This is a genomic window from bacterium, assembly GCA_023145965.1.
In the GTDB taxonomy this organism is placed as follows: Bacteria; UBP14; UBA6098; order UBA6098; family UBA6098; genus UBA6098.
The window spans coordinates 1-15,258 of sequence record JAGLDC010000029.1 but is presented as its reverse complement, the minus strand read 5'-3'; the positions used below and the strand labels follow the sequence as shown (position 1 = coordinate 15,258).

Here is a 15,258-nt window from a genome sequence, read left to right as displayed (position 1 = left end):
AATAGATTGATTATTGCCCAAACTGAAACATTGGGGAACCTATGAATAATGTGCTAAAAAATTCATGTTATATTTTTGTTATTTTAATGCTATCGACATTAATTTTTGCTCAACCTTTTGTTATCGATGGAGCGACCATTCGAGGCAAAGGGGGGCGCGAGACTCATTTAATGAGGCCTACAGCGTCATCCGAGGATTGGTGGTATTCTGAGGTTGTTGAATGTATCCACGATGTAGGTTGTGTTGATATAGTATTCTGCGTCGATACATCCGGCAGCATGGCCGGGACCATCAACTCCCTTCAGGATGACATCGACAGGTTCGCATACGATATTGCGGCGGTAGGTTTCGACCCTCGATTTGGATTGGTAACATATTCGGAAACGGTTAGTTTCCCTCACGGCTCCACCTTGGAGGATATTGCGACTTTTTCTTCGATTCTCGACGAGGCGCGTAGCGGGGACGGAGGGTATGAGCATCATTCGGACGCGATTTACCAATCCATTGATCATTTTGATTGGAGACCGGGTTGCGAACACGTAATTGTTTTGATTACTGACGAATGCGACGATGCGAGCACCGTTTCAGCATCTGCGACTATTTCTCAGATTATTTCGTGGGGCGGAACGGTTTATATGCTAACCGCCGATTGCGGAGACGTGGACGATTTTCGCGATTATTGTGACACAAGTTACGGCAGGTGGTTCGACTACAGTTCTTCTTCTCTCTCTGATGTTTTCGACCAGATTGTGGACGATATCGCCGATGTAGTGGAGATAGACATTACAATCACAAATACGTCTGGTAGTGTATTGAATCCCGTGACAGCCGAACTCGTTCCTGATTTTTGTATCACTGTTGGCGACTCGCCGAATCCACAGAGCTATGGTCCTATTCCCGCCAGCGGAAGTCATACTTTTCTCTGGGATATTACAGAAATACCTGGTTGCTCCGGTTGGGGTGATTGTTTTGTTATTCGGGTTACATCCGGAAGTTATGTTGATTCTATTGTCGGATGTTTGTTTGTTGAGGACTGTGGTTGTCCCGGCCCTGAGGCAAGAATAATTTGCCCCCCCTATTCGGGCTTATGGACAGCTTGTGTTGATCAGTATATCGAAATCGAATATGAGGGATATTTGGGTGTGGATCCGAATACTATTTGTATCCAGGTGGAGGGAACAACGTATTGTTATCCCTCATCTCCTAATCTCACTTGGACTTCCGGGATTCGCGGTGGAACGCTTCGTTTTACACCTTCTGCTCCGGGTTGGAGCCATCTTCAAGAGGTAGAAATGGCTTGTGTTTCAGGTGAGGATGCCACGGGCTGCGAGCAGCTCTTTTTCCCCGAGACGGATTTTAAAGTTGATATTCAACCTCCCCATCCTATATATTGGGAGCACCACGACGCCACTCTCTGGCCTCTCCATGCGGCGTGGCGCGAGCCTCACGATGGTTCGGTCAGTTTCTCGCCGCCTTGTGGCAGCACTCTAGACTCAACCGATCATATCGTTGTATCTGCGTTGTTATACGACGACGGCGTTGGAATGACCCCGCTCGATTTGATGCTCCGTGACCTCGACGCATCCGAGCTTGCGGGTCTCGATTTTGTTGGGCTTTGGACTAGTTTGACTTCGGTGAGAATTACAGTTAATGATATTCCGTTTATTCCTGATGCGCCTGTCCCCGGGCATTTCAGCCGGACGGTCGATCTCGACGCGACGACATATCTGCTCGATCCTCCGTCCTGGTTCGGCGGATGGGCAGTTGCATGCACGATTCGCGCGGATAGTGCGGGTATTCTGGGTTTAGCGTTCCTCACCGGCGAGATAGAAATATGTATCGAAGCAAACGACCTTGTCGAGGCCGATGGCTGTATGCCCTGCGAGAACGACACCGAGTGGTGCTGCACATATTATCTCGCGGGGGAGCTTCCGCTTATCGCGGATGCCGGCCCGGATAAATATATATGTATAACAACCAGCGCGACCATTGGCGGAACCCCCCCGGCCGGCGGCGGAGTCCCGCCATATATATATTCGTGGTCGCCGGGCACCGACCTTTCGAGCACGACGGCGGGCAATCCCACGGCATCGCCGACATCGACAACGACATATATTTTAACCGTTACTGACGACGCGAGTGCGACGGACAGCGATACTATGACAGTCTATGTTTCCGATCCTTCGGCGGATGCCGGTGGCGATACCACGATTTGCCCCGGGGCCTCGCTTCCACTTGGCGGGAGTCCAACCGGCTCCGGTGGTTTCGGTCCGCTCACATATTTATGGACTCCGGCCGGAGGCCTCTCGGATCCATCGGCGGCCAACCCGTGGTTCTCCTCGGATTTTTCATGGGGAGACACGATAATAACACTTACCGTAACCGTAACGGACACATTGGGATGCGAGGCGACGGATATTGTCGTTATAACAATCAGCCCGATTATTCCGGATGCCGGTGCAGACGTGCGAATCTGCGTCGGGAGCCCGGTCACGCTGGGCGGCAGCCCGACCGCATCCGGTGGCGTCGGCCCTTATACCTATAGCTGGTATGAATATCCGGGCGGAACGACATTCAGCACCGACGCGAATCCTGTCGTGTCGCCGGTCGATACTACGACTTATGTAGTTCATATCTATGGCGGCGATCCCTATTGTTCCGCTATCGATACCGTTGTCGTCTATCCGGTGCAGCCGGTGGCCGATGCCGGAGTTGATACCGCTGTGTGTTCCGGCGCGCCTATTTATATCGGTGGTTCGCCCACAGGAAGCGGAAGCATTGCGCCATATACTTACGACTGGAGTTCGGAACCGCCGGGATTTAGCTCATTCGAAGCGAATCCCTCGATTAGCCCCAACTCTTCGACCATATATGTTGTGATGGTGGTCGATTCCTTAGGCTGTATAGATTACGACTCAGTTTATATCGATGTTGCTGCCTCACCTTACGGCTGGGTTCAAATTCCGAGTCCATGTGATGGGATTACCTCGTGCGAATTCCAGGAGATTGTTTGGACGGTTACCGATTCAACTTCGCCCATCGATCATTCTTCTATCGAAGTATTGGTCGACGGTTCGACATATACATCCCTCTCTCCACAAATCGACATTATCGATTTTGGCATTGACTCGACTACCGTTAGTTTCATACCATCGATGCCCTGGACGCATGGCAGCACCGTTATTTTCGAGCTAACAAATGTTGCGAATCTGATAGGTTGCACAGGTAGTATCGCCGAATGCAGCTTCATTGTCGATATCGAGCCGCCGATGCCCGATCCGCCGGTTCCGCCGGACGGAAGCGTGCTGTTTGCTTCGCCGGATTCCGTCGGCGTGTTCATCTCGGATGCCCCGGCGGGGGTCGATCCCGCGTCGTTCGATAGTATCTCTATCGAGATAAACGGAATCCCTGCAATGGGTTGGACGTATTCATGGGATGGCGGATATCTTTCGTTCGACGGCCTCGGTCTCGATGCCGGCGATAGCGTGGTTATCTGTCTCGACAGCCTTTACGACGCCCCGACTTACGATTATTGTGCGCCGAACGACACGAGTTTCTGCTGGTGGTTTATGGTGTTGCCGTGCGATCTCGAAGTTACAGCCTATCCCGACACGATCCTTTGTGGTGGCGGGACTATCGGCCTTTCGGTCGATGTCGTTGGCGGAAGCGGATTTTTAACCTATTCGTGGAATCCAGCCACAGGCCTCGACGACGCGACGATTCCGAACCCGACGGCGATCGTCAATTCTACAATTAATTATGTTATAACGGTTTATGACGAATCGCTGGCTTGTTCAATGAGCGATACTGCGAGCATTATCGTCTCCGATCCTATCGCCGATGCCGGCCCCGACGGCGTGATCTGCCCATTTAATTCGGTGCCTTTGGGTTGCGTTCCCGTTGCGACCGGTGGCTTTGCGCCATACACCTATGAATGGCTCGACCTCGGCGGAACGCCATTATATACCGAAGAACACCCGACGCACGTCTTTGGTGCGACCGGCGAGAGCTTTGTGTTGCACGTTATCGATTCGCTCGGCTGCGAGGCATGGGATACCGTCACTTTCGATATCGATTTCACCGAGATGACCACGCTCGATCTGATTACCCCCTCGCCCGGCGAGACTTTGGCTGTGGGCGGCGCGTATTTCGAGTGGTCTGTGACGCCTCCCGGAAGCTATTTATACGATTTCATCCTCGACGGCACGACCATTTTTTCGCGCATCGATTCGGCGCATGTGACGGTCGATTTCCCTTGCGGTGAATCGCATTATTGGGAGATTCTCGCGTATAACGAGTGTATGGAAATTTACACCGCCTGTGGCGAAACAACGACTACGGTTTATATCGATACGATGATGTCGGGCGACCCGATTTTCTATACGAGCGAATGCACCGAGCCATATCCTGTGGCTGTTCACGTCCCCGATGGCGACTGGACGGCCTGCGACCCGGATTCGATAGTCGCGTTTATTATCGATTCTGCCGGAATCATCGAGAGCACTATCTCCATGACGGTGAACGGAATACGATATCACACCACCGACCTCGAAGTCGAATGGGACGGCGATTCGACGCTGGTTTTCCGACCCGCGACGATGTGGGCCGACGGCGAAACGGTATCCGTCTGCGTCGACAGCGCGATCAACATAGACGATGTTCCGCTTATCGCGCCGGTTTGCTGGGAATTCTACATCGACCGCAGCGCGCCGGAGATAGTGAGTATCTCGCCGGTTCCCGGCTCCGAGATTCCTCCAACTACCGACATGATAACGATTTGCGTCCGCGACGATCTTTCCGGTCTCGACTCGGTTTATGTTACTTTAGACGGGATTGACTACGCCTTTGGGCCTTTCGGTTGTGTCGATACGGCTGTTTGCTTCGAGATTGTGATGATCCCGCCGCTCCCTTCGGGCGATACAATCGATGTCGATGTTACCCGCATGACCGACTGCCCCGATTGGTGCGGCCCAAATGTCGGCGATAGTTCGTGGATATTTATCGTAAGCTCTTGCGACCTAACGGTTACTGCCTATCCGGATACCGGTCTTTGCTTGGCGGACTCGCTTCATTTCGAGGCGATAGTCACCGGCGGAAGCGGCGCGTATAGTTGCCATTGGTGGCCGGAGGCGATGTTCGCCGATCCGCTCGAATGCAACCCGACCGGCTGGGTTAATTCTACCGGTTGGGCGAGGGTGGTCGTCACGGACGATTCGATGTGGTGTTTTGCCGAGGATTCGGTGTTCTTGATCTTGAGTGAATTGGCGATAGGTGCCGGCCCGGACGGCCATATCTGCCCCGGCGCGACTATCACGCTCGGTTGCGATCCGGTAGCTTCAGGCGGCATCGAGCCGTATTCATATAGCTGGCAGTTCACCGATGGCACGGAATTCAGCTCGCTTCCAAATCCCGATTACACATTCGCCGATACGAGCGTTACGTTTATTATCGAGGTCATCGACTCTATCGGATGCGTCGAATACGACACGGTCGAGTTCGTTATCGATTACGAGCCGATTACGGCGATAAACCTGATTTCGCCAACCGGCGTTCCAGTCCCGCCGGGCGACGTTTATTTCGAGTGGGAACCCATACCCGGCGGCATAGATGCGATCTACGATTTCTATATCGACGGTGCAACTCTGTTCAGCCGGATAGACAGCACGCACGTGTCCGTGCCGTTCCCCTGCGGCGAGACGCACGGCTGGGGCGTCAGAGGATACACCTCCTGCGAGGAGGTCTATATAGCCTGTGCCGGGGATACTACCTTCACTTCGGTTTTCGATACCGCATTATCGGCGAACCCGGCTTTCTATACCAGTCCCTGCGGCGTGCCGAGCGCGATATATCTACACGTCCCGAACGGTGACTGGACGGCATGCGATCCCGATTCCATCGTTTGGCTAATCGTCGATTCGGCGGGAATCGTCGAGAGCTCTATCGAGGTGCGCGTCAATGGTGCAACGTTCACGACCGCCGACGGTGAACTCACATGGGATGGCGCTTCGAGGCTTCGCTTCGATCCTTCGCCGATGTGGCCTAGCGGCACGACGGTGCAAGCCTGTCTTACGGCGGTCATGAACATCGACTCGGTATGGCTGCCCGATTCGGTTTGCGGGGAGTTCTACGTCGATCTCGATCCGCCGGTGGCTTGGGGAATCGATCCGGCTCCGGGCGCGACGGTTGTCGCGGCGGGATGGACTTCGCTCGATATGTTCATCTTCGATTCGCTTTCCGGTCTCGACGAATCCTCCGTGGTCTTCATAATAGACGGGACGGCGTTCTCTCTGACCGATCCCGCTGTTACCTGGGACGGCGATTCGACGGTTTCCATCGATATATCCGCCCTCGGAATCGATTGCGGGGATACCGTGAACATCTATATAACGGCTTCCGATTCGCCCGATTGGTGCGATCCGAACGCGATGGCCGATACGTTCACTATTTTCACCGCGTCTTGCGGCCTTACGTCGGAGATAATCGAGCCGCTGCCGAATACGATTTCGGCGTGCGAGGATCAGGAGATAATTCTCTCAATTTCCGTTGTGGATTTACTTTGCCCGGTCGACCCGACGACTATCGTGCTTAATGTCGAGGGCATCGATTATGATATTACCGATCTCGAACTCGATTGGGCCGATCCGATCCTGACATGGACCCCGCCGGTCGATTGGGCTCACAGCACGACGGTCGATGTCTGTCTCACCGATGTTATGGACACCTGCGGCGGAAGCTCCGATCTTCTTCCGCTTTGCTGGACTTTCGAAATCGACCTTCAGCCGCCGATCCCGACGACGTGGACGCCGCCATGCGGTTCGAGCATCGATGCCGTCTCCGGCGCTGATTTCCATATCGTCCTCGAGGACGGCCCGGCGCTCATCGAGTCGGTCGAGGTCTCCATCGACGGCGTCGATTACGATCTCGGCGGTGCGTTGATTATCTCCGGCTCGAACGCCGAATTTACATGGAATCCGGTGCTCGATGGTGGGCTCGCGCTTTCGCCGGGGCAGGTTTTCAGCTTCTGCGTCCACACCGGCGACAGCGGAATCGCGTATTGCGAACCACACGATACAATCATCTGCTGCAATTACACAGTCCCGACGGACACAGGAATAGTGACCGCAGAGATAATCGAGCCGATGCCGAATACCATAACCGCCTGCGACGACCAACAGATAGTAATGACCATTTACGGAGATACGGTTTCTACTCCGGAAACAGTTGAACTATGGGCTTTTGGCGCGCACTGGTTCGATTACGGTGCTGGTGGTGAGGCTTGGGCTGATGGCCCCGGTGGTTGCGCGTTCGGATGTAACACATCCCACACCGGTAAGATAATAGGCTATTTCGATGAGTATTGGTTATTGAATAATTATGGCCACGATTTCGATTGGGGAAGGAACAAAGAATTATTCCTGGCTTCCATGGAGTGGTTGATAGGCGCTACGCCCACGAGGAGGGCGCTTTATTACTATGATCCGACTCAGCCGGAAGGACAGCCGAGCACAAGCGGTTCTCTTAATTATGGTCGAGCGTTGGATACTCTTACCGCTCACGGCTGGACAGTCTCGGCGGTGCCATCGACAACACCTTTGTCAGAAGATCTTCTCGATGATATAGATGTTCTGATGACAGGCAACATCCGGATAGACGGCGCGAGGGTTTTCACATCCTCTGATGCTGCTGTTGTTGCTGATTTCGTGAATGGAGGCGGGAACCTGTTTGCAATATGCGGTTGGCTATCCGCTTGCGAGGATGTAAGCGGCATGAATTACTTGATTTCTTCGCTTGGCGTGGGTTTTGAATGTGCAAACTGGAACGGCACAGTCGAGGTTAATTCGTCGTGTCCACTTCTATCTACGTTCACGGATATTTATTGTCCGATAGTGCCGTCCTCTATCGTTCTTCAGGTTGACGGCGTCGATTACACCGTCGCCGACGGCGAGCTTGTGTGGTCGCCGGATTCACTCGTGTTCACGCCTTCGGTGCTGTGGAACCACGGCGATACGGTTCATGTATGCCTGACGGAAGCGAATGATAGTTGCGGCGCGGTTCTTCCGTCGCCGATATGTTGGGAGTTCTTTGTGGATATTCAACCTCCGCTGTTGACGGAACTCGATCCGCCGTGCGGAAGGCCGATTATCCCCAGCATGACCGACAACTGGAGCATAACACTTACCGACGATGTCGCCGGGTTAATGCCCGATTCCACGGCTATTACCCTCGATGGTGTGGTTTGTCCGATCTCTGGTCCAGCGACCACGCGCCAGCGTTCGTTCTCGTTCGAGTGGAGTCCTTCGGACTGCGGGATAACGCTTATTCCGGGCGATACAGTTACGCTCTGTGTAGTTACGACCGATGGCCCGGTCGATTATTGCGAGCCGAACGATACGATTTACTGCTGCGATTATCCCGTTGTGGATACTGGCGGCCCGGTTGCGACAATAATTCGAGTTCCCGAGGACTCGATATCGGCATGCGATCCAGAATCGATAATAGTCGAATTGGTATCGGCATATCCGATAGTCGAATCGACTATTGTGCTTTCCGTCGATGGAACTTCATATCGGACATCGGATTATCAAATCGACTGGCTCGATCCGTATTTGACTTATAAACCCGATCCCGAATGGAACGACCACGATACAGTTTATGCTTCGGTGCTTGTTGCGGACGATATTTTCGGGAATCCGTGCATCAATGCGCCGCTTTCGTGGATATTCTACATCGATAGAGTCGAACCGATCAGCTCGATGGACGAGCCGGCATCGAGTTACACGCGCAACTTAAGGCAGCAGGTTATCATTGATGTCGATGATGCACTTGCTGGTGTCGATCCCAACACGGTTATCCTTGTAATCGATGGCGAGGAATATACCTACAGTGACTTTGATTGGTTGCCCGACGGCCTCGGAGGGAAGATCCGTTGGATGCCCGATGAGAACGGAGTCGAGTTTATTGCGGGCGATACAGTCAATGTTAGCCTGTCTGTCGGCGATGCACCGGACCTTTGCGGGCCAAATATTCATCTTGCGGATTACATCTTCTATGTTGAACCGTGGACGCCATGTTTGGTTGTGCCTAATCCATTCAGCCCAACAGGTGACAACATAAATGAGATAGCCATCTTCGATTGGCCGAATATGACTACCGAGGGCGCGACGATTTACATTTTCACAATACGGAATGTGCTTGTGAGAAGCTATGAGCTTTCGGTTCAGACCAACTATGAGGATGTAATCGGGCGTGCTTGGGATGGCAGGGACAAAAATGGGCTTCTGATGCCTCAAGGGTTGTATCTTTATGTTGTGGAATCGAATGGACGGGTTGTGTGTAATGGAACGATAACTCTACTTAGGTAAAAAGCTTTGGGCGTTCGATGTCGAGCGCCCATTTACCTTGACTTGTGATTTATAATTTAGTAGTATAATAAAGCTAAAGCGTTGCGCCGACGTTTGTTAAAATAATAAGACCGGAAACGGCGCTATCCGGTTATGGTGCATATGGCAACATTAGCTATAGACATAGGTAATAGAAGGGCGAAGCTTGCTATAGTCTCCGTCGAGGATGAAATAGTGCATAGAATGCACTTCCCAACTTCCGAATTGCAAAATAATGCTGAAGTTATCGTTAAGATTGCAAACGATCCTCGAGTGAATGGGATAACGATGGGTTCATCGGTTCCGCATGCAGTTAAAGCGGTTAAAGAACTGCTTTCGGATTACCCTCTGCTGGTAGTGTCGGGTGAAACTCCGAGCGAGATTACTGTAGAATATGAACCAAAATTAAGCCTCGGCCCAGACCGACTTGCTGCTGCAGTTGGTGCTTATCATGTCTATGGAAAAGCCTTAAAAAGAGCGATTATGATTGTCGATGCGGGGACAGCTGTTACTGCTGATCTTATTAGCGAGGGTGGAATATTTGTTGGTGGTGCGATTCTACCCGGTGACGGTCTCGCATTTGAATGTCTTGCTTCCGGAACGGCGAATCTAGAAAAAATTGAATATTACCCCACTGAAGCATATATCGGAGCCTGCACAGAAGAGTGTATGCTTGTGGGAATTCGATCCGCAGTTGTTGGAGCTATCGAACATCTATATAAAAGATATTGTGACTTTCACCGGGAACATCCATTTATGCTTTTAACCGGTGCTTCAGCGGCTTGGATAGCGCCGGAGCTTGCCGTTCCCCACATGGTCGATCCAGATATCGTTCTTGTCGGTCTTGCCGCCATATGGACCTACAATAATGGAAAAATAATAAATGACAAAACTTCCCGAACTATTTGAATATGTTGGCGCTATACACATACACACAAAGGATTCCGATGGCAGTAAAAGCCATGAGGAGATTATCCGTATAGCCGATAGATACCACCTGGATTTTCTTATCTTTACCGATCATATGACCATGCTACATAAGTCTTGCGAGGGCTGGCATGGAAGATTACTTGCTATGGTTGGTTATGAAATTCAGGATAAAAAAGACGAGAATCATTACCTTGCTTTTGGTCTCGAAAATGTTTTACCGAAAGGATTATCCGCGCCGGAATATGTTCGTCGCGTCCGAGATGAGGGTGGATTTGGCATAATTGCTCACCCAGATGAGGTTCGCGATATCCCCGAGGTTCGCGCATATCCTTGGACTGCGTGGGGTGTCGATGTCTTCGATGGCATTGAGGTATGGAATCATATGTCTGCGTGGCTGGAAGGGCTCGATAAAAACACCCGATTTAGATCTCTCATGCATCCGAGAAGCATTCTCGGGACGCCTTCACCCCAGACGCTTGCTCGCTGGGACAAGAGCGCCGAGAAGCGTAGGATACTCGGCATAGGTTCCCTCGATGCCCATGCAGCATCATACAAATTAGGTCCAATTAGGCTTACACTTTTCCCATACAAAGTGCAATTACAATCTTTGAGAACCCATGTTTTAATCAATTCTCCGCTTCCTATAGACGATTTTAATTCCGCTAAAAAGAAATTTATCAGCGCACTGAAACAAACCAGTGCATTTTTCTCTAATTACCGTTGGGGCAATGCTAGGGGATTTCGTTTCTGGTGTGAATCGAAGAGATTCACTGCTAATATGGGCGAGTCTATGAGTTGGCATCCAAGTATAGTCTTTAAGGTAAAAGCGCCGGAGCCGGGGACGATCCGCCTTGTTTACCGAGGCGAAGTAGTCGATACCGCCGAAGGCTCGACCGCCGAATTCCCAATAAAAGGTGACGGTGTTTACCGTGTAGAGGTATTAAAAGGCGAAAAAGGCTGGATTTATTCTAATCACATCAAGATTTTCCCATCGAGAAGACGCTCATCAAGCGATACGCACGGTAGATTTAAGAAAAGCGACTCAAAAGAGAAATCTTCCCAACAAAACAGGGATTCCTCTTCTCAGAACCCTAGAAATACAAGTCAAAATAATCGAGATGGTGAAGTTTCACAGAAGCCTCAAAAATCTACAAACAGAAGACGTCGTCCCAGGAAGAAACAGCCCAACCAAGACAGCAAATAGATGTTTCTCGCGAAACTTACAATACATGGCTTTAAGAGTTTTGCACGCAAGACCGAGCTTTCGTTCAGTCAGGGACTGTCTGCTGTTGTCGGGCCGAATGGATGTGGGAAAACAAATATTCTCGATGCTATCCGCTGGGTTATCGGCGAACAAAAAGTAAAATCACTACGTTCTACCTCGATGCAAGATGTCATATTCGAGGGAACACGTGAGCAGAAGCCTATGGGTATGGCAGAAGTCCAGATCAAGCTTAAAGATTGCAAGGGTTTGCTTCCATATGATCCCATGGAGGAGACGGTGATTATTGGGCGCAGATATTTCCGCACAGGTGATTCGGAATATCTCGTTAACGGAAGGCAGGTTCGCCTAAAGGATATCCAGTCCATTTTAATGGGAACGGGCATTGGAAATTCGGTTTATGCCCTTATCGAGCAATCGATGATTCAGCGCATTCTTTCCGGTCGTAAGGATGATCGCAGGGCGCTTTTTGAAGAAGCAGCGGGAATAATGAAGTATAAGCTTGACCGCCGCGCCTCGGAGAGTAAACTCAAAAACACGGAGGACGATCTAACTCGACTCGGTGATATAATAACCGAAGTTGAGAATAATGTGAATTTTCTAAAACGGCAAATGCGCCGTGCGCAAGACTTGAAAAGGCTGAAAAAACGCGCTGCTGGTCTCGCTGTAAAAATAGCCGATAATGAATATCACCATATTAGTAATTCGCTTTCGGAAATCGCAAAGAAATTGTCCTTAAAAGAGGAAGAAACAGCAGTAATACATGCGAAAAAGACGGAACTTGAGACACGCCGTCAAGTGCTCTCTGTGGATCGAGACGAAAAGGAAGTGCAAGTTTCAAAGACCGGCGAGGTGCTTAGGAAGATAGAATCTGAGATGGCCTCTGGCGAGAAAGAATTTGCGGTTCTTCAGGAAAGGATTATCAATGCGGAAAGTGGCATTGAAACCTCGAATCTAACTGCGAAAACACAAGAAACGCATCAAAAAGAGCTTGTTGAACAAATAAATAAAACCTCGGGAATTCTGGGACAAAAGCAAAGCGAATTTGAAAAAACCAAAAATAAAACGGACGAATTAATCGCGCGCCAGACTGATTCTGAAAAGGGCTATTCTGTTTTACGAAAAGAAGTAATCGAATTTCGAGGTGGCCTTGGGAAGGCTGAATCAGCCTTTGCGAGAACCTCGGCAAACATCGATTCCGCAAAAAGGCAGCTTCTTACAATCGATGGGCAAATTGACCAGACAAGAAAGAAATCTGCTTCAGAAATAAAAATTCTCGAAGAAAAAAAGGCGCAATTCGAGATAGCTGAAAAGCAACAGGGAAAGCTTAAGGAAGAATACGTTGGAGCTAAAACACATTTCGAGAACTCTCAATCAGAATTAGCCGAAATAAGAACGAATAAATCCATGCTTTACGAGGAGGTTGGTAAACTCGGTGGCGAGGTTAGCGGCTTGCGCGCTAAACTCAAAGCGCTCGAGGAAAACGCCGAAAGGGGTAAGCTTGCGAAGCCTATTCGTGATAAAATAATTTCTATCGGAGGCGCTTTTGGGCAGGTTGCAGACCTGCTTGAACCATCAGAGCTTAGCGCTCAGGCAATCGATCTGGTGCTAGGCGATCTTTCGAGAGCATGGGTGGTGCAGGACAAAAAATCGGCCGCTTTAGTCGCTGAAATAATAAATAAGGCAAAAGCATCGGCGATAGTAATAGTGCTTGAAGAGCTCCCGAAAGCTCAATCTAATGCCGCCGTTGTGAAAACGGGCTTTGAAGCTGTTCTTTCATTACTCGATGGCTTTTCCTCAGATGAAGTATCGGACAATTTTGTAGCTGTCGATGGTGATTACTTACGCGCTCCGGGCATCAGGAAAATAGGAAAACTCAAGACTTCGCCGGTTACGCGCTTCACAGAACTAAAATCTCTGAGAAAGACGCTCGCGGAAATAGAGAAAATCGATTTTCAGGCGAATGAAAACCTTAAAGACTCGATGCAAAAGGAGAAAAGAGCTAGATTAAAACTCGATGAGTCTAAAAATTTGCTTGGCGAAAGCGAAAAAAGGTTCTATAGCGCCGAAAGACAACATCGGGAGCGTGAATTCGATATTAGAACACTCGAAGGTTCAATAAAGAATGCCGATTCGAGGATTGGGGAATTTATAGCCCAAAGAGACAGGACAATAGCTTCTATAACGGGATACGAAAGCTCCTTATCCGATCTTCATTCCAGAACAGAACAGGGAAACGCTCAGCTTAAAAAAATGCTCGAGAAGCAGGAAAAGGCTGAGGTCGAGGTGCGAGATTGCACTCGGCTTGCGACAAACTACCAAATGGAATATGTGCGTGCGAAAGGTGTAATAGAGGGTATATCGCGCGAATTGGAGAGGTTGGAATTGCAGAGAAAAGAAGCTTCTTTGGCTGTGAATCGTGCGAAACAGAGGGCAGAGCAACTCGAGGTTGAACTCGGTGATTATAGGAATTCTCAGGAGAAACATCGAGAGCGGATTAGGAAGCTATTCGGTGAAAAGGAAGAGGCGGAAAATTCCTTCAACAAAACCATGGAGGATGCACGAGAGGTCAACGATATGCTTCGAAAGGTCGATGTCGAATTGCGGGAGACAACAAATAACTTCACAGCTTTGGAGAAGATTGTTCACGAAAAGACCATGGAAAAACACGATCAAGAAATACAAATCGGTTGGTTGAAAAAGAACCTGCTTTCTGATTACTCCATAGATATTGAAAAAATCGATCACCAAGAGAAACTGTCTGAGGTCGAAGAACAGAAAGCGAGAAACAAGCTCGACCGTTTAAAGGGAAGAATCGCTGATTTCGGCGGGGTTGATCCTGAGTCTGAGGTTAAGTATGAGGAAGAGCTAAACCGATTCGAATTCATGACCACGCAAAGAAAAGACCTTCTCGATGCCGGACAGGAGCTAAAAAAGACTATTCGCAGGCTTGATAATATCGCGCGGGAGGAATTCCTCGAGACCTTCGAAAAAACAAGACTCAATTTTCGTCAAATATTCACAGAGTTATTCGAAGGCGGCGAGGCTGATCTCAAACTTGAAGAGGGTGTCGATGTCTTGGAAGCCGATATTGAAATAGCAGCGCGTCCTCGCGGGAAAAGGTTCTTATCGATTAATAAACTCTCTCAAGGAGAAAAGGCTCTGTGCGCTCTGTCGCTTCTTTTTGGATTATATAAGGTTAAACCAAGCCCATTTTGCATGCTCGACGAGGTAGATGCTCCTCTCGATGATGCGAATGTTAACCGCTTCCTACGGCTTATACGTCGCTTTGCTCAGGATACGCAATTCATACTTATTACGCATAATAAGAAGACTATGGAGGCAACAGATTTCCTTTATGGTATAACTATGCAAGAGCATGGAATATCGAAAGCGATATCGTTAAAACTCGCGGACCTCGCACTCGATTTCGAAAATCAATCGCCGGTTATTAAATAACTTAAAGGCAATATATGAAACTTGATAAACAGATAAGAAATTTTTCGATAATAGCGCATATCGATCATGGTAAATCGACGATTGCAGACCGTTTCATTCAAGTGTGTGGCGGCTTGTCTGATCGCGAAATGTTGGCGCAAGTGCTTGATTCAATGGATATTGAGAAAGAACGAGGCATTACGATTAAAGCACAAAGCGTATCGCTGGATTATAAGGCGCGCAGCGGGGAGGTCTTTCACTTAAATTTCATTGATACGCCGGGGCATG

General features: G+C 49.8%; 5 protein-coding genes. All 5 read left to right on the top strand.

Translation table 11 applies throughout. The features are described 5' to 3' along the window. The first annotated feature begins 41 nt into the window (after window positions 1–41). Window positions 42–9,362, top strand: a complete 9,321-nt coding sequence (locus tag KAH81_03030) for a VWA domain-containing protein (GenBank protein ID MCK5832622.1) — start codon at window positions 42–44, stop codon at window positions 9,360–9,362. Window positions 9,363–9,503: 141 nt separating this feature from the next. Continuing rightward, window positions 9,504–10,289: a type III pantothenate kinase gene (locus KAH81_03025; GenBank protein MCK5832621.1), complete on the top strand. Its 786-nt coding sequence runs from the start codon at window positions 9,504–9,506 to the stop codon at window positions 10,287–10,289. Next, complete coding sequence (locus tag KAH81_03020; GenBank protein ID MCK5832620.1) at window positions 10,264–11,514, top strand: histidinol-phosphatase; 1,251 nt, start codon at window positions 10,264–10,266, stop codon at window positions 11,512–11,514. The genes KAH81_03025 and KAH81_03020 overlap by 26 nt, the downstream gene beginning before the upstream one ends. Continuing rightward, a complete protein-coding gene (gene smc, locus KAH81_03015; GenBank protein MCK5832619.1) occupies window positions 11,515–14,991 on the top strand; it encodes a chromosome segregation protein SMC in 3,477 nt (1,158 codons plus the stop codon). Window positions 14,992–15,005: 14 nt separating this feature from the next. Beyond that, window positions 15,006–15,258: elongation factor 4 (locus tag KAH81_03010; GenBank protein ID MCK5832618.1), on the top strand; the 253-nt coding region annotated here is incomplete at its 3' end.